Source organism: Mesorhizobium sp. CA4 (assembly GCF_020165075.1).
In the GTDB taxonomy this organism is placed as follows: domain Bacteria; phylum Pseudomonadota; class Alphaproteobacteria; order Rhizobiales; family Rhizobiaceae; genus Mesorhizobium.
This window is the reverse complement of sequence record NZ_JAIUHK010000004.1, coordinates 181492-198230: the sequence shown is the minus strand read 5'-3', so window position 1 is coordinate 198230 and position 16739 is coordinate 181492. Positions and strand designations below refer to the sequence as shown.

At 63.8% G+C, this 16739-nt stretch carries 17 protein-coding genes and 1 riboswitch; of the genes, 8 read left to right on the top strand and 9 right to left on the bottom strand.

Annotation, left to right across the window (positions count from 1 at the left end):
- Positions 1-13: 13 nt before the first annotated feature.
- Complete coding sequence (locus LB528_RS05315; protein ID WP_224714070.1) at positions 14-961, bottom strand: aldo/keto reductase; 948 nt, start codon at positions 959-961, stop codon at positions 14-16.
- Between the two features lie 116 nt (positions 962-1077).
- A complete protein-coding gene (locus tag LB528_RS05310) occupies positions 1078-1599 on the bottom strand; it encodes a gamma-glutamylcyclotransferase (protein ID WP_224714069.1) in 522 nt (173 codons plus the stop codon).
- A gap of 118 nt (positions 1600-1717) precedes the next feature.
- Between LB528_RS05310 and LB528_RS05305 the strand changes: the two genes are divergently transcribed.
- Together LB528_RS05305 and LB528_RS05300 are read left to right on the top strand one after the other, a co-directional pair.
- Entirely contained in the window at positions 1718-2716 is a 999-nt protein-coding gene (locus tag LB528_RS05305; protein ID WP_224714068.1) for a DUF2125 domain-containing protein, read from the top strand.
- Between the two features lie 7 nt (positions 2717-2723).
- Complete coding sequence (locus LB528_RS05300) at positions 2724-3668, top strand: sugar kinase (RefSeq protein WP_224714110.1); 945 nt, start codon at positions 2724-2726, stop codon at positions 3666-3668.
- Positions 3669-3788: 120 nt separating this feature from the next.
- Here the strand turns inward: LB528_RS05300 and LB528_RS05295 are convergent, their stop codons facing one another.
- Positions 3789-4724, bottom strand: a complete 936-nt coding sequence (locus LB528_RS05295) for a prephenate/arogenate dehydrogenase family protein (RefSeq protein WP_224516589.1) — start codon at positions 4722-4724, stop codon at positions 3789-3791.
- Between the two features lie 6 nt (positions 4725-4730).
- On the bottom strand, positions 4731-5834 hold the full coding sequence (gene hisC / locus LB528_RS05290; RefSeq protein ID WP_224516588.1) for a histidinol-phosphate transaminase: 1104 nt from the start codon (positions 5832-5834) through the stop codon (positions 4731-4733).
- 130 nt (positions 5835-5964) lie between these two features.
- A riboswitch (SAM riboswitch) is annotated at positions 5965-6042 on the top strand.
- A 97-nt stretch (positions 6043-6139) separates the two neighbouring features.
- Here hisC and metX point away from each other — a divergent pair.
- From metX to LB528_RS05275, 3 genes are all read left to right on the top strand, one after another.
- Positions 6140-7309, top strand: coding sequence for a homoserine O-acetyltransferase MetX (metX, locus tag LB528_RS05285; protein WP_224714067.1), 1170 nt, complete (start codon positions 6140-6142; stop codon positions 7307-7309).
- A 79-nt stretch (positions 7310-7388) separates the two neighbouring features.
- Positions 7389-8003 (top strand): methionine biosynthesis protein MetW, encoded by a 615-nt coding sequence (gene metW, locus LB528_RS05280; protein ID WP_224516586.1) that lies wholly within the window; start codon positions 7389-7391, stop codon positions 8001-8003.
- Positions 8004-8211: 208 nt separating this feature from the next.
- Positions 8212-9045: a glycosyltransferase family 2 protein gene (locus LB528_RS05275; protein ID WP_224714066.1), complete on the top strand. Its 834-nt coding sequence runs from the start codon at positions 8212-8214 to the stop codon at positions 9043-9045.
- On the opposite strand, the gene LB528_RS05270 is transcribed toward LB528_RS05275, so the two are convergent.
- Positions 9024-9806, bottom strand: coding sequence for a glycosyltransferase (locus LB528_RS05270; protein ID WP_224714065.1), 783 nt, complete (start codon positions 9804-9806; stop codon positions 9024-9026). The two genes, LB528_RS05275 and LB528_RS05270, sit on opposite strands and share 22 nt — an antisense overlap.
- A gap of 94 nt (positions 9807-9900) precedes the next feature.
- Here LB528_RS05270 and LB528_RS05265 point away from each other — a divergent pair, with 94 nt between their 5' ends.
- Positions 9901-10878, top strand: coding sequence for a polysaccharide pyruvyl transferase family protein (locus LB528_RS05265; protein ID WP_224714064.1), 978 nt, complete (start codon positions 9901-9903; stop codon positions 10876-10878).
- A gap of 177 nt (positions 10879-11055) precedes the next feature.
- Here LB528_RS05265 and LB528_RS05260 read toward each other — a convergent pair whose 3' ends face one another.
- Together LB528_RS05260 and LB528_RS05255 are read right to left on the bottom strand one after the other, a co-directional pair.
- On the bottom strand, positions 11056-12897 hold the full coding sequence (locus tag LB528_RS05260; RefSeq protein WP_224714063.1) for an ABC transporter ATP-binding protein/permease: 1842 nt from the start codon (positions 12895-12897) through the stop codon (positions 11056-11058).
- Positions 12898-13014: 117 nt separating this feature from the next.
- Positions 13015-13791 (bottom strand): class I SAM-dependent methyltransferase, encoded by a 777-nt coding sequence (locus tag LB528_RS05255; RefSeq protein ID WP_224714062.1) that lies wholly within the window; start codon positions 13789-13791, stop codon positions 13015-13017.
- A 117-nt stretch (positions 13792-13908) separates the two neighbouring features.
- Here LB528_RS05255 and gloB point away from each other — a divergent pair, with 117 nt between their 5' ends.
- On the top strand, positions 13909-14676 hold the full coding sequence (gloB, locus tag LB528_RS05250) for a hydroxyacylglutathione hydrolase (RefSeq protein ID WP_224714061.1): 768 nt from the start codon (positions 13909-13911) through the stop codon (positions 14674-14676).
- Between the two features lie 51 nt (positions 14677-14727).
- Positions 14728-15162 carry a cupin domain-containing protein gene (locus LB528_RS05245; RefSeq protein ID WP_224714060.1) on the top strand — a complete coding sequence of 145 codons (435 nt, stop codon included), beginning with the start codon at positions 14728-14730 and terminating at the stop codon, positions 15160-15162.
- Here the strand turns inward: LB528_RS05245 and LB528_RS05240 are convergent.
- Together LB528_RS05240 and LB528_RS05235 are read right to left on the bottom strand one after the other, a co-directional pair.
- Positions 15159-15830: a lysoplasmalogenase gene (locus LB528_RS05240; protein ID WP_224714059.1), complete on the bottom strand. Its 672-nt coding sequence runs from the start codon at positions 15828-15830 to the stop codon at positions 15159-15161. The two genes, LB528_RS05245 and LB528_RS05240, sit on opposite strands and share 4 nt — an antisense overlap.
- On the bottom strand, positions 15827-16714 hold the full coding sequence (locus tag LB528_RS05235) for a DMT family transporter (protein WP_224714058.1): 888 nt from the start codon (positions 16712-16714) through the stop codon (positions 15827-15829). The genes LB528_RS05240 and LB528_RS05235 overlap by 4 nt, the downstream gene beginning before the upstream one ends.
- Positions 16715-16739 lie beyond the last annotated feature (25 nt).

The window sequence follows — 16739 nt, the reverse complement described above, 5'->3', positions numbered from 1 at the left end:
CGCAGCGCCCGTCTCAGGCGCTGGCCCGGTCCAATGCCGCGATATCGTCGGCCGAAAGCTTGAGCGATGCGGCGCGGATCAGACTGTCCATCTGGGCCGGCGTGGTGGCGCTGGCGATCGGCGCGATGACGCCCGGCCGCGCGATGATCCAGGCCAGCGCCACTTCCGCCTGCTTGGCCGAATGGCGCTCGGCCACGGCATCGAGCGCGGAAAGGATGCGCATGCCGCGCTCGTTGAGATATTCGGCGACGTCTTCGCCGCGCGCGCTCTGGCCGAGATCGGCCTTGCTGCGGTATTTGCCGCTCAGGAATCCCTTTGCCAGGCTGAAATAGGTGATGACGCCGATATCCTCCGCCTTGCAGAGGTCGAGCAGCGGTCCGTCGAGCGACGAGCGGTCGTACAAATTGTATTCAGGCTGGAGAACCTCGTAGCGCGGCAGGCTGCGCAAGCTGGCGACGTCGAGCGCGGCGCGCAGCTGGCCGGCATCGAGGTTGGAGCAGCCGGGATAGCGGATCTTGCCCTTTTCGAGCAGACGCTGATAGGCGCCGAGCGTTTCTTCGTAAGGCGTGGCCGGGTCCGGCCAGTGCGACAGATAGAGGTCGATGACGTCGACCTGCAACCGCTTCAGCGACGCCTCGACCGCCTTTTCGATATAGGCAGCGGAGAGGTCGCGTTTGCCCTGGCCCATGTCGGAGCCGACCTTGGTGATGACGATGACCTTGTCCCGATTGCCGCGGCTCTTCATCCAATTACCGATGATGGTTTCCGATTCGCCGCCCTTGTTGCCCGGCACCCAGCGCGAATAGGCATCGGCCGTATCGATGGCATTGAAGCCGGCAGCGACGAACCGGTCGAGCAGGTCGAAGGAGGTCTTCTCATCGGCCGTCCAGCCGAAGACGTTGCCGCCCAGGACCAGCGGCGCGATGGAAAGGTCGGTGCGACCGAGACGACGTTTCTGCAAGACTGATCTCCGTGATGCTGGAACGGGCCTGACGCCCAAGGATGGGATGCCGCTAAGCTAGGTCGTGGCTGGCCGAGGTCAAAGGCAGGGTTTTGTTTTTTGATCGGACCAGCGCTTCACGAAGACGCGACCCGACGGCCCACCTCCTCCAGCCAATGATCGCGGATGCCGAGCGCCTCGAGGTGCTCGAGCGTGCTCAAGACATAGTCCTCGTTTCGGCCGGATTGGCCGACGGCGCCGCGAACGATCCTTGCCGCATGATCGGCATCGAGCGCGCCGGCATACTGCTCATGCTGGCGGTCGACGGTGTAGGCGACCGCATCGACCGAGCCTCCGCCATCCAGCCGGACATCGAGAATGCGTTCGAGATAGACGCTGGTGACCAGCTCGCGCTCGCGCAGATAGGAAAGCACCTCGTCGCGCAGATTGCCGGGAACACGGTAGGCGAGGCCGATGCAAGAACCGCCCCGGTCGAGGCCGAGCACCAGGCCCGGCCGCGCGCGCGTGCCGCGATGCACGAAGGAATAGACGCAAAGCGAGCGGCGATAGCCGTAGAGCCGGGCGCGGCGCGTCTCGACATGGGCAAATCCGGGCCGCCAGATCAGCGACCCATAGCCAAAAACCCAAAAATCGCCCATATCGCCAAGCCTGATCGCATTCGAGTGAACGACACCGCACCGCCAAGGTGCTTCTTCTGTCCCCGTTTGTTTGCGTATTGGTAAATGCCCGCTCGCCGGGGTTAACGAGAGCCGCAGCATGACGTCAAGTGACGAGCGATCGCCCAAACTTCGCCGCCGGCTGTTCTGGCTCGCGGCGTTCATCCTCGTGCTGTTCGCCATCTACAGCGGCGGCTGGTTCTATCTCGCCGACAGGCTCAAGACCGAGGCCGACGAGGCGGTGGCGAGGCTGGGCAGCAAGGGGATCGCCGCCGGCTGCGCCAACCTCACCGTCAGCGGCTATCCGATGAGCTTCACGGTTTCCTGCGACAACATCGCCTATGAGGACGACGCCCGGAAGGTTGCGGCCTCCACCGGAAGCTTCAACGCCGTCGCCGGGATCACCGGACCGCTGTCGCCGGTCGCCGACCTGCGCGGGCCTCTAAGGACGATGGCGCCCGGCATGCCGCCGCTTTGGATCGACTGGGACCAGCTGCAAGCCAATGTCAAAGTGTGGTGGCCGCTGCCGCGGAGTGTCTCGCTGTGGGCCGAAGGCCTGAACGGTCAGACCGATCCGCAGGACGACACGGATCCGATGCAATTGTTCAGCGCCGGCAAGGCGGCCGGCCAGTTGCAGCCGGCCGGCCAGGACATCAATTACATCGGCAGCTTCGGCGATCTGGAGATCAACGCGGATGCCATCGACGGACGCGTTCTGCCGGCGCTGGACGGCAGCGGCGACGTAACGCTGAAGAACGGCGTGGCGCTGATCGCCGCACCCCCGAAGAGCCTGCGCGGCCAGTCGATCCAGATTGCCAGGCTCGACCTGTCGTCCGGCACGGCGCGCATCACCGTGTCCGGACCTGTCTCCGTGGATGCGGAAGGACTGGTCAACGGGGATCTGACGATCAAGCTCAACAACCCAAAGGCGGTAGCATCTATCCTTGCCGGCGCGGTTCCCGAGCATAAAAGCGAAATCAAGCAGGGTTTTTCTGCCATTGCCATGCTTGGCAAGGAACCGTCCTTGCCGCTCAAGATCGTCAAGGGCAAGGCTTCGCTCGGCTTCATCCCGCTCGGCAAGATCAAGCCGCTTGAGTAACGCAACGATGGCGAAGCCGGTCAGACTGCTCAGCGTCGGCGCCTTCACCCTCGACACCATCCTTCGCGTCGAGGCACTGCCAGCGCATCAGGGCAAGTTCATCGCCAGCGACGGCGTCCAGATCGCCTCCGGCATGGCGACGAGCGCCGCCTGTGCCGCACATCGCCTCGGCGCCGAAGTCTCGCTATGGGCAAGCGCGGGCGACGATCCTGTCGGCGACCAGCTGATCGCCGACATTCAAGCCGAAGGCGTCGACTGCAGCCTTATCCGCCGCATTCCCGGCGCGCGATCGGCGCTGGCCGCGATCGTGGTCGATGCGCATGGCGAGCGCATCATCGTCCCCTTCTACGACAAAAAGGCGCAAGCCGATCCCGAGGCGCTGCCGCTTGCCGATCTTTCCGGCTTCGACGCCGTGCTGGTGGATGTCCGCTGGCCGGGCGCTGCGGCGCTTGCCCTGGGCGCGGCCAGATCGATCGGCCGTCCGGCGATCCTGGACGCCGACACCGCGCCAGTCGAGGTGCTGGAGCGGCTCTTGCCATTGGCCTCGCATATCGTCGCCTCGGAACCGGCGGCGCGCATCGTCTGCGGTCATGCGCTCGATCCCGAAAGCGCCTGCGCCGACCTCGCCTCGCGCACCGACGCCTTTGTCGCGGTGACCGGCGGCGCCGCCGGGACCTGGTGGCACGACCGGGCGACCAAGCGCGTGCGCCATGTCGAGACGCCGAAGGTCAAGGCGATTGATACGCTCGCCGCCGGCGACGTCTTCCACGGCGCCTTCGCCGTTGGCCTTGCCGAGGCGATGCCAATGGAGGAAGCCTTGCGCTTTGCCAGCGCTGCCGCGGCGCTCAAATGCCTGCGCTTCGGCGGCCGCCTCGGCGCGCCGTATCGGGCCGAAACGCTGGCCATGATGGCGGCGCACTGGCCGCCAGCCCGAGAAGGCAAAGGGAGCTGAGATTCAGGTCAGGCCGTGTCGAAAACGGTGGGTCCCGAGAACCGGAGCGGAGCGTACTTGAAGTACGTGAGCACCGGAAGCGCAGGGAGCCGCCGTTTGCAGACCGGCCTCACTTGAAGATCAGTTCCCTTTGGGGTGCTCGACGGCCTGCCGGCCGAAATCCGGCACATCGATATCCTGGCCGGCCTCGATGATCGAGCGGCGGATGGCACGGGTGCGGGTGAAGAGGTCGAACAGCTTCTCGCCGTCGCCCCACCGGATCGCCCGCTGCAGCGAGGCCAGATCCTCCGAGAAACGCGCCAGCATCTCCAGGATCGCATCTTTGTTGTGCAGGCATACGTCCCGCCACATGGTCGGGTCGGAGGCGGCAAGACGAGTGAAGTCGCGGAAACCGGAGGCGGAATATTTGATGACTTCGCTCTTGGTCACCGCTTCCAGATCGTCCGCCGTGCCGACGATGTTGTAGGCGATGATATGCGGCAGATGCGACACGATCGCGAGCGTCATGTCGTGATGCTGCGGGTCCATCGTATCGATGTTGGAGCCGCAGCGCCGCCAGAATTCCGAAAGCGTCTCGAGCGCGGCGGGATCGGTGCCCGGCAGCGGCGTGAAGATGCACCAGCGATTCTCGAAGAGATCGGCAAAGCCGGCATCGGGCCCGGACTTTTCCGTGCCTGCCAGCGGATGTCCGGGGATGAAGTGCACGCCTTCCGGCACATGCGGCTCGATCTGCGCGATCACCGAGGCCTTGGTCGAGCCGACATCGGTGAGGATGGCGCCCTTCTTCAGCGCCGGCGCGATCTCGGCCGCCACCTCGCCGGACGAGCCGACCGGAACCGAGACGATGACGAGATCAGCGTCGCGCACGGCTTCGCGAGCATCCGTGCTGTAGGAATCGCCAAGGCCAAGCTCCTCGGCGCGCTTCAGCGTCGAAGCGCTGCGCGTCGCGATGGCGATATGGCGCGCCAGACCCTCGCGGCGGACGACGCGGGCAAGCGACGAGCCGATAAGGCCGATGCCGACCAGCGCTATTTTCTCGAACATCGGTGATGCCATAGTGTTCTAGCTTTTCAGGAAGGTCTTCAGCGCATCGATAACGCCGCGATTGGCTTCCTCGGTGCCGACGCTCATGCGCAGCGCGTTGGGGAAGCCGTAGCCGGTGACGCGGCGCAGGATATAGCCGCGCGCGCTCAGATAATCGTCCGCGGCCGCCGCCGAATGTCTCTTGCTGTCGGGAAAATGGATCAGCACGAAATTGCCGACGCTGGGCGTGACACGCAGGCCAACCCCGGTCAGCTCAGCGCTGAGCCAGGCCAGCCATTTCTCATTATGCGCCACGCTGCGTTCGATATGGGCACGGTCGCGGATCGCGGCGATGCCCGCCTCGATCGCGGTCGCGTTGACGTTGAAGGGGCCGCGCACGCGGTTGATCGCATCGACGATATGCGCCGGCCCATACATCCAGCCGATACGCGCGCCGCCGAGGCCGAGCTTGGAGAAGGTGCGGGTCATCACCACGTTTTCGGAGCTGCCCGCCAGCTCGATGCCGGCCTCGTAGTCGTTGCGCCGCACATATTCGGCATAGGCCGCGTCGAGCACCAGGAGCACGTTCTTCGGCAATGCCGCGTGCAGCCGGCGCACCTCCTGGAACGGCACATAGGTGCCTGTCGGATTGTTGGGATTGGCGAGGAACACGATCCGCGTCGCCGGGGTCACCGCGGCAAGGATCGCATCGATGTCGGCGCGCTCGTCGGTCTCCTTCACCGCCACCGGCTTGGCGCCTGCCGCCTGGATGTAGATCTTGTAGACCATGAACGCGTGTTCGGTGAACATGGCTTCGTCACCCGGCGCGAGATAGGTCTGCGCCAGCAGGCCAAGGATCTCGTCGGAGCCGTTGGAGCAAATGATGTTGGCCGGGTTCAGCCCATGCACTTCGGCGATCGCCTCGCGCAGCCGGCGGGCGGTGCCGTCGGGATAGACGTCGAGCTTCGCCGCCACCTCGCGCGCGGCCTCGATCGCCTTCGGCGAGGGCCCGAGCGGGTTTTCGTTCGACGACAGCTTGTAGACTTTCGTCACGCCGGCCGGCGCGGTGCTTTTTCCCGGCACATAGGCCTCGATGTCCATGATGCCCGCGCGGGGCGTCGGACGGGGCTGATCCTGCTTCATGTCACAAATCCGTCGAGAAGGCCTCCAAGGCCGCAGCGGAAATACAGGCCACAGGCAGGAATGTCGAGTGCCGGCGCCTGCGAGAGAGGCTACCCGTTGACGAAGCGCGGCGCTGGTCCTAGAAGGTCTGCCAGACTTCCGTGGTGATTTGGCCGGTCGGCTTGCAGCCACGTTAAACAACTCGCTAAAGGGCCGTTTGCAACCTGTAACCGGCTTTGCGACGGCAATGCCGGTTTTTTGTTGTCCGCCGCCGGCCGGACACCGCGTCGGGACGAAACCGGTGCGGCCACAGGATGAGGACGGACATGGCCGCTCAGCGCGCTGCAAGAACCAAGGACGAGGTCGACCATCCGTCGAGCCCGGTGCTGCAGTTCGGCCCGGATAAGCCGCTGAAGCTCGACGCCGGCACGCTGCTCTCGCCTTTCCAGATCGCCTACCAGACTTACGGCACGCTCAACGACGCGCGCTCCAATGCCATCCTCGTCTGCCATGCGCTGACCGGCGACCAGCACGTCGCCAACACCAATCCGGTGACCGGCAAGCCGGGCTGGTGGGAGGTGCTGATCGGCCCTGGCAAGATCATCGACACCAACCGTTTCTTCGTCATCTGCTCCAACGTCGTCGGCGGCTGCCTCGGCTCGACCGGCCCGGCCTCGACCAATCCGGCGACTGGCAAGCCCTACGGGCTCGACCTGCCGATCATCACCATCCGCGACATGGTGCGCGCGCAGGCGATGCTCATCGATCATTTCGGCATCGAAAAGCTGTTTTGCGTGCTTGGCGGCTCGATGGGCGGCATGCAGGTGCTGGAATGGGCCGCAAGCTATCCGGAGCGCGTGTTCTGCGCCCTGCCGATCGCCACCGGCGCCCGCCATTCCTCGCAGAACATCGCCTTCCATGAGGTCGGACGGCAGGCCGTCATGGCTGATCCCGACTGGCATGGCGGCAAATATCTCGATTTCGGCCAGCGGCCGGAAAAGGGCCTCGCCGTCGCGCGTATGGCCGCCCACATCACCTATCTTTCGGAAGCAGCACTCCACCGCAAGTTCGGCCGCAATTTGCAGGACCGCGAGGCGCTGACTTTCGGCTTCGACGCCGATTTCCAGATCGAGAGCTATCTGCGCCACCAGGGCATGACCTTCGTCGACCGCTTCGACGCCAATTCCTACCTCTATCTGACCCGCGCGATGGACTATTTCGACCTTGCCGCAGATCACGGCGGGCGCCTCGCCGACGCCTTCGCCGGAACCAAGACGCGCTTTTGCCTGGTTTCCTTCACCAGCGACTGGCTGTTTCCGACCGAGGAGAGCCGCTCGATCGTGCATGCCTTGAACGCGGCGGGCGCTTCCGTCTCCTTCGTCGAGATCGAGACCGACCGCGGCCACGACGCTTTTCTGCTCGATGAGCCGGAGCTGTTCGCGGCCATCAACGGCTTCATCGCCTCCGCCGCCCGCGCCCGGGGGCTCAGCGCATGACCCCGAACCGAAGGTCAGCGAACGCAAAAAGTTGCAAGCTTCTCGCGCGGGGATCATGCGCCATGCTGGAGGCGAAGCCATGAGCGTCAATCGCGCCCAGCGTGTCGACCTCGAAGTCGTCACCGATCTCATCCCGCCCAATTCGCGCGTGCTTGATGTCGGCTCGGGCGACGGCGTGCTTCTGGAACTGTTGCAGGCGACCAAGCAGGTCGACGGCCGCGGGCTGGAACTGTCGCAGCGCGGCGTCAACGAATGCGTGGCGCGCGGGCTATCGGTCATCCAGGGCGACGCCGACACGGATCTGAAATTCTACGCCGACAAGGGCTTCGACTTCGTCGTGCTCTCGCAGACGCTGCAGGCGACGCGCAACCCGAAGGTCGTGCTCGACGAGCTGCTTCGGATCGGCAACCGCGCCATCGTCTCCTTCCCCAATTTCGGCCATTGGCGCGTGCGCTTTTCGCTGCTGATCAAGGGCAGGATGCCGGTCACCAAGGACCTGCCCTACTCCTGGTACGACACGCCCAACATCCACTTCTGCACCATCCGCGACTTCGTCAATCTGTGCGAGGAGCTTGGCGCGACTGTCGAGAAGGCGACCGCGCTCGACGCCAACGGCCAGAAGATAGGCCTGTCGATGCCCTGGTGGTTCTGGAATTTTTTTGGCCAGCAGGCAGTGTTCCTGCTGAGGCGATGACCGGTGGCTTAGCGAGAAGCTGTGCGAAGCATCGGCTCCGGGTTTATGGGCCAACACTTGTAATGACAGAATCTAGTGACAGAATCGCCTCTTCTTTATAATAGAATCGGGTCGAACAACCATTTCGAGACGAAGGCGTGAGGATGAATATCCGGGACTTTCGCGCTTGTGGCAACAGGCCGAGGTACTTTTGCGCGCGGACATATTCATGACTCTGTCCAAAGTCCCGTCCTTATCGATAATCGTCAACACCTACAACTGGCCGGAGGCCCTGCGGCTGACGCTACAGTCGCTCGCCTGCCAGACTGAGCGCCGTTTCGAGATCATCGTAGCCGACGATGGGTCGCGTCCCGATACCGCCGAGATGATTGAAGCCTTTGCTCACTCGGCGCCATTCCCGGTCAGGCATGTGTGGCAGGAAGACACCGGGTTTCGCCGTTGCGCAATTCTCAACAAGGCCATCGCAGAGGCCAGCGGCGCCTATTTGATCTTCATCGATGGCGACTGCATCCTGCAGCCGGATTTCGTAGCCCAGCATCTCGCGCTCGCCGAACCAAACCACTTGGTCACCGGTAGCCGCATTCTGCTTGGCCGAGAGCTCAGCAATCATTTATTGGCTGAAGGAAAGTGGGACTATCAAGTCTTCCGTCGAAATATTCTCGGTCATCGGCTCAATGGCGGTATCTCTAAAGTTGTTGCGCTGTTCGTGCGCCTGCCGTCCGGAAGACTGCGGGATTATCGCTCCTTCGTCTGGCGGCGGATCAAGGGCTGCAATCTAGCGTGTTGGAAAAGCGACGCCATTTGTGTCGGCGGCTTCGACGAGACGTTCATTGGTTGGGGTTCGGAGGACATAGATTTCGTCTTCCGCATGCAAGATAGGGGTATCATTCGGCGTTCCGGCGCCTGGGCGACGGAGGTGCTGCATATTTGGCACGAGACAGGCGATCGCAGCCGTGCCGCAGCAAACACGAAGATCGTGCGCGACAGGATAGCCGCCGCCCGGCATCGCAACAAACCCTGTCAGACGCCAAAATCGGCATAAAGCTTCGCGAGCGGCGAACCGGCCGGCGGAGGCATATGTTTCAAATCTCGGAGGTTTTCGTTCCAGAGATGCAAGGTGCGTGTCCCCTCGCGCAACACTGCATTCAGCGAGAATGCGGGATCATAGATGGCTCGAGCTTGGCCGAAATGGAGGGGATAGAAGACTTCCCTCGGCAGCGCCAACTCGAACAGGCCATACTTGTGCGCCAGCGCCGTTAGGGCGCCCGGGCCATAGGTACCCCAAGGTAGGTCTGCCGGCCGCACCGGAAGGCCGAGGAAGCGCTTCAGCCGGGCCTTGCGCGCCCGCCGCATCCGCGTCCAGGGAGGGAAATAATTGACGCGAAATAGGCTCTCCAACTCGGCCGTCATTGGCATGTCGGAATCGAGATAAAGGATAGCACCGTTGATGAGGGTTTCATCCTCAAGGCCGAACAGGCAACCGCCGTCGATATTCACTGGCTTGAGGCAAACCACGTCGAGGTCGGACCACAACCCGCCAGCAGTCAGCTGTAGCCGATATCGAAAATAGTCGGAGGCGAGGGCGTAGGAACCGGTCTTGTTGTGGCGAAGCCGCTTCATCTCAGCAAAAGGAACAGTGAGTTCGCCGTCGGCGAGATCGACCTCTGAAGGCACGTTAGCAAGCGGTTGATAGACGTGGAGCCGTACGGCGTGCCCACAAGTGAGCCATGAAGCGATCGAAAGCAACTCGATGCGGCCGAGTTTGTCGCCGATCCAGAGCATGTTCACCGCGGGGGCCGCCATGTTGCCTGCCTTCGCACTTTTCTTTAACGACGGGGCGCGCGCTGCCCTCTTAAAAAGCGGCTTTCTTAATTCGTTTTAGAAGAAACTCAAATCTATGTCGTTGCTCAGCAGCAAATGTCGATCCTTCTTGCGCCGTCACCGAGTGTCAAGGCACACGACCGCCTCGCCCACCACGCTGGTCTGGTGGGGAAGTTTCGAAGGCGGCGGCGGTGCGACCGTGGGCGATCTGCATGCGGTGGACAACCTTTCGTCGGCGCTACGTCAAGTTGGCCATGATCATGACGTACTCAGCCATCCGGCGCTCGGAATTGCGAACCACCGGCAGACAGGCGACCTATTCGACGTGCGCCGCGAGATAGAAACCCTGGTTTTCGTCTGCGGTCCCATCCTTCCCGGCGATCAACTTGCTGACTTGCTTGCTGTGCACCGGAAAGCAAGGAAGATCGCCGTTGGGGTTAGCGTCATTTCCAGGCACCCGGACATAGCAGCACGTTTCGATGCCATATTGGCGCGTGATGGCCTGCCCAAGCCGTCCTTCGATCTCGCCATTTCCTGCTCACAGCCCTGCACCACACCCTCGGCGGGCAAACGGCTGAAGGTCGGGCTCTGCTTCCGCGGCTCTCAGCAGGACTATGGCAAGGGCATGGCGGAATGGGCCAAGGCCGAGAAGCTCTTGTTGCAGCTCTCCGAAATGTTCGATTTCGAGACTGAACCGATCGACACGGTGTTGCGGCCCGGCAACGAAGCGGTAGAGATCGAGAGGCAGTTCGAGACCGTCGACCTTATCCTTACAACGCGTCTGCACGGGGCGCTCTATGGTTTATCGAAAGGTAAGCCGGTCGTCGCCATCGACCAAGTCAGGGGAACGGGCAAGGTTAAGCCGATCCTCGATCGTATTGGGTGGCCGCTCGCGTATTCGATCGAAGAGGCCAGCGAAAGCTTGCTCGTCAGCAATATGCGCAGAATTATGGCCGAATGGCCGGTTGCGGCGGTGACCAACTCCCAAGCTACGATTTTGGATCTATCGGCCAAGGCCCGTTCCCGCGCTGTGGCTCTGATTACTCAGGCGTGATGACTTGGGCAGGATCAGCGAATTAGCCGTTGATGAGCTGCGGTCGTGAAGTTGAAGCCGAAACATGCCTCATGTTCTGTGACGCAAGCGGCTGCCGCCCAATTCCGCGCAGTAAGTGGGTGCCGCTCTCGGCGTTTTTTGACGCGATTGCGCTACCCACACTTTCCTGGAATTCGTTCAGGCTTCAGTGGGTTCCTTCTTGCGGAGCGCCGCCGGAGGCGGCGGTTCGATCGCCCCGGCCCTGACGCGCACGGGTTTCAGCGCCGGCGCGCCGGAATCCTTGACGATGTTCAGCGAGCGCGGAAAAAACTGAGTATTGTGCTGACCGCGCCCGATATTGACGATCGCGGTTTCGGGCAGACGCTTCTGCAGCATGGCCAGCACGCGCCGCAGGGTCGGGCCGTCGAACGCGTCGAGCGCTTCGTCGATGATCACCCATTTCGGCTTGCGCAAAGCGAGCCTGGCGAAAGCGAGCGCCCGTTGTTCGTCATCGCCGAGTTCGCGTTCCCAGCGTCCGGGACGGTCAAGGGCCGTTGCCAGGTGATCGAGACCGACCTCCTCGAGCACCGCCGCGATCTCGGCATCGCTGGCCGGGGCCTCGCCGTTCGGATGGTCGAGGACCTCGCGCAACGTGCCGGCCGGGAAGTACGGCACGCGGGGAACGAAAATGGGGGTCTCGCCGGCCGGCAGGCCGATCCGGCCGCTCCCCCATGGCCACAGGCCGGCAATGGCGCGGAAGAACAATGTCTTGCCGGCGCTCGGCTCGCCGGTGATCATGACACGCTCTCCGGCGTGGATCTCGACCTCCGTCTGGGCAAGCTTGGTGCAGCCTTCGGGCGAAGCCACTTCGAGCCTGTCGAAGGTCAGGCTGCCATTGGCGTTTTCGACGAACTGGATGCGTTTTTCCTTGTGGTGCAGCGCATCGGTCTCGGTGAGCGCGATGCGGAAATCGGCCACGCGCATCAGTGTCGCGCGCCAATCCGCGATGCTGCCGATATTGTTGATGAACCAGCGCAGCGACGAATGGACCTGGTTGAAGGCGCCGACCGCCATCATCAGCCCGCCGAATGAGATGTCGCCCGAGAAATAGACCGGCGAAGCCACCAGGATGGGCGCCACCACCGTTATCCAGCCATAGGTGTCGGTCACCCAGGACAGGTTGATCTGCGCGGTAAAGATGCGCCGCATGGCGCCCAGCACCGCGCCGAGGTCAAGCTCCAGCCGGCGCCGGGCGTCGGGCTCGCCATGGTAGAGCGCGATCGCGTCGACATTCTCGTTGACCCGCACCATGGAGGAGCGCAGCTCCGCTTCGCGGGTATAGCGCTCGCTGTTGAGGCCTATCAGCGGACGCCCGACCAGCCAGCTCAGCCAGGAGGCGATGCCGGCGTATAGGAAGGCCGCCCAGACCATATAGCCCGGTATCGCCAGTGAATGGCCGCCTATGTGGAACACGAAGCCGGAAGACAGCTCCCACAGCACGCCGATGAAGGAGACAAGCAGGATGAAGGACTGCAGCAGGCCGACGCCGAGATCCGTCGACAGATCCGACAAGTGAGCAGCATCCTGCTGCATGCGCTGGTCGGGATTGACGCCGATGGCGCCGGCATTGGCCAGCCGGAATGCCCGCGCCGGGCGCATCCATTGGTCGATCAGGTCGAGCGTCAGCGCCTCGCGCAGCCTCAGACGGATCATCTGGTTTAACCAGGTCTGGCCGATATTGAGCACCAGAAGGCCGCCGGCGATCATCGCGAAGACCAGAAGCTGGTGCAGGAAGGCCGTCATGTCGCGCCGGGCCAGCGCATCGTAGAAAGGCTGGTTCCAGCGGTTGAGCAGGACCTGTCCGATCGCTGTGGCGACGATGACCGCGATAATACCGACGGAGACCCAGACAAGTTGCCTGCGCACCGGCGAGGATTTCAGCCCCAGCTTGGTCGTGGCCACCTGGTCGGCGAGGCTGCTCGCCTCCACCGAGACAACGGGTTTCTGCGGCCCCGGCTTTTTATTGGTCTGGTCGTCCATGAAGGATATTCCTGGTTTCCGCCGCGGTCATGATTACCGCGCCAAGCGGGCATGCCTTAGATCGGGCATGCCTCAGATAGGGTGACGATTGCCGCGCGATACAAGGCGCGGCGGCGATCACGAACGCGTCACTTGGCCAGGCGCGCCGTCAATCGCATGCCGGCCAAGCCGCGTTGCCCCCTGCGGCGAGAAGACCGGCACGAAGACGCGGCGAGAGGCGCGCTGCACCACCGGTACGCCCTGATAGAGCCGCTTTTGCGCCTCGACGACGATGACGCCGGAAAAGATCGGCCAAAAACGCCGGCCGGCCTTTTCAAGCACATTGTGGAACCGCATCAGGAAACGCCGCGGCGACGGCGGGAAGAACAGCGCATCGCTCCAGCTCGCTGGGGTGAAGTTCGCCTCGCGCAGCAATTCGGTCAACTGGCCGCGCGAGAACGGCCGGCCGTTGCCGAAGGGCGTGTGCTCGAACCGCGCCCATACGCCGCGCCGGTTGGGCACGACGATGACGACCCTGCCCGCCGGCGACAGCACGCGCCAGATTTCGTTCAGTGTCTCGCGCGGATTTTCGGCATGTTCGAGCGAGTGCACCAGGAGCATGCGGTCGATGCAGGAATCGACCAGCGGCAGCTCCTCGTCGAAGACCAGCGCCGTCGCCGCCGGCCCCGATGCCGGCCACACCACCGCGCCCTGCGTAGCCGGCATGAAGGCGAAGACGCGCTCGGCATCTGTGCCGAAGCGCTCCAGCCAAGGCAGCGTGTAGCCGAGGCCGACCAGCCGCTCGTTGGGCACGGTCGCCCATATGGACGACAGCGCCATGGTGATCGAATGCTCTGCCAGGCGGCCGAGCGTGGACGAGTAGAAGGAGCGCAGATCGACGATATCCGAATGCATGCTCGGGACGGTAGCTGTGAAGCCTGCCAAGTTCAACAAAGGCGCCAAATCCGATAAACCCGGATGACATCGGCCGCCGCTCGCCCTATGTCTGCGACGACAAATGGAGGACATGCGATGCCGGTCGAAATCGAGCAGTTCATGTGCCGCACCGACAATTTCGGCGTGCTGGTCCATGATCCGAAAAGCGGACAAACGGCGATCATCGACGCGCCGGAAGAGGCGCCGATCCTGGCGGCGATCAAGCGCACCGGCTGGACGCCGACTTTGATCCTCACCACGCACCACCACGCCGACCATGTCGAAGCCAATCTGGCGCTGAAGGAACGCTTCAAATTGCGCATTGTCGGCCCGGAAGCGGAAAAGGCGAAAATCCCCGGCATAGACGAGACGGTCAGCCAGGGCTCGGTCCTGCGCCTTGGCGAGGAACGAATCGAGGTCATCGAGACACCCGGCCATACCGCCGGCCACGTCTCCTACTATCTGCCGGCCTCGAAGGTGGCTTTCACCGCCGACACGCTGTTTGCGTTGGGTTGCGGCCGCCTGTTCGAATGCAAGCCGCCGATCATGTATGACTCTTTGAAGAAGCTGGCGGCGCTGCCGGCCGAAACCGCCATCTATTGCGGCCACGAATACACCTTGGCCAATGCCCGTTTCGCGGTGACGGTCGATCCGACCAACCCGGCGCTGAAGCAGCGCGCGGCGAGGATCGAAGCGCTGCGCTCCGATAACAAGCCGACATTGCCGACGACCATCGGAGAGGAGTTGTCGACCAACCCGTTCCTGCGTTGGCACGACCCGGCGATCCGCAAGCATCTCGGCATGGAGAAAGCCTCGGACTCGGAAGTGTTCGCCGAGATCCGCAAGCGCAAGGACAATTTTTGACGCATGTCGCTCAAAAATGCGCAGCGGTTTTGGACAAGGCAAAGAATACGAATGACCACCAGCGCCGCCGAGATCATCGCAACGCTAGGCCTTCACCCACATCCCGAGGGCGGCTGGTACGCCGAGATGTTTCGCGACGCCGCGGGCGGCCCGCGCGGTCATTCGACCGCGATCTATTTCCTGCTCGAGCAGGGCCAGCTTTCGGCCTGGCACCGGGTGAAGGATGCGGCCGAGGTCTGGCATTTTTATGCCGGCGCGCCGCTGGCGCTGTCGATGCATGAGGAAGGCGCGGGCAGTGTCATCGAGCAGGTGCTTGGCACGGCCCTTGCCGCCGGCGAGCGGCCGCAGATCGTCGTGCCGGCCGGCTGGTGGCAGTCGGCGCGCAGCCTCGGCGAATGGACGCTGGTCGGCTGCACCGTGGCGCCGGGCTTCGATTTCGCCGCCTTCGAGCTGGCCGAGCCGGGCTGGCAGCCGAAAATCGCTTAACTGACCAAAAAACCTAGCGTGATCGCCAGCTGGGCGGCGTAGTAAAGCACCCAGACTGCATAGCGCGTCCACACGCGATGCGGCGAGATCGCCGCGAGCAGGAAGCGCTCGGTTGCCAGCAGCCCGTCGGAGGCGATGAACAGCACCGCGCCGGCGATCACCCAATCGTTCCCCGTGGTGAGCGCCGAAACGCCCATGGCGAGGATGGCCGCGACATAGACGACCACGGGCGCGCGCAGTTGCGGGCCGACGCGGCGCCAGAGCGCGGCAAGCATGACGACGCTGAATGCAGCCATGGCGAGCGCAATCGCGCCCCGCCAGGATTCGGCGCTCAACAGGCCGAGCCCGCCGCCCGCCTGCGCGAACAGCGCGACATAGGCGATGTGGCCGGCGAGAAAGCTCGCCAGCCCGCCGAGAAAGGCCTTTTCGCCGTCGCGCGACAGCAAGGCGTCGCCGATGGCGCTTAAGCCCAGAGCCGCGACCAACAGCAGTGGACCGCCCTGCATGGCGGCAAGCACGGCCAGCAAAGCCACGGCAAGCGTCTTTGCCGCCGTGCGCGTCCATTTCGGCGGCATGTCGAGCGCAAAGGCGTAGATCAAGGCCGCGACGAACGAGAACAGCAGCGTTGCATTGGCGTTGGCCTCGATGCCGCCGGAAAACGGCATCATGCGTTGATCTCCTTGGCGGCCGGCTTGCGCATCAGCAGCGACTTCGCCGCGAGCGCGGCGCCACCGGTGATGAGCACGCAGGCCGCCAGAATACGCAGCGACGGCTCGGCGACGCCGGCCGCGATCAGCACCAGCGTCGACAGAAGCGGCGCGGCATAGCTCGCCGCGCCCAGCACCTGGATGTTGCCGCGCTTGACGCCGATGTCCCAGGCGTAGAACGCCGCGCCCACCGGCATCAGGCCGAGCCCGATAACGGCCAGCCACTGTCCAGGACCATCCGGCAGCACCGTCTTCTCAAGCAGCAGGTGGCAGGCCAGCGACAGCACCGACGTCGCGGCGCAGAACCAGGTGACGATCGAGGTCCGCACCGATGGGAAGCGCCGTGACAAGAGCGAATAGGAAGACCACAACAGCGCGCAGACGGCGGCCATCGCGTAGCCGAAGGCATAACGCGCGTCGAAGGCCAGCCCGCCGCCCTTGGTGACGATCAGGAACGTGCCGGCAAGGCCGAGCAGCGCGCCGACGACATGGTTCCAGGCAAGCCGCTCGCCCGGCATCAGCGCCGAGCCTAGCACGATCAGCAGCGGCCACAGATAGGCGATCAGGCTCGCCTCGACAGCCGGCGCATTGCGCAGCGCCGTGAAGTAGAAGAAATGATAGCCGAACAGCCCGGCTATGCCGATCACCCAGACCTGTGGAGGGATCTTCTGGCTTCTGTCGGCGGCCGGCATCACCAGCCGGGCGGCGAGCCCGACGCAGGTGCCGATGGCGAAGGTGATGGCCGAAAGCAGGAACGGAGGCACCTGGCCCGAGGCGTCCGTGAGCAGCGCCAGCAGTGCCCACATGGCGACCGCCGAAAACCCGATCAGTGTTGCGCGCCCCATATTTCCCCCACCGGCGCGCGGTGGC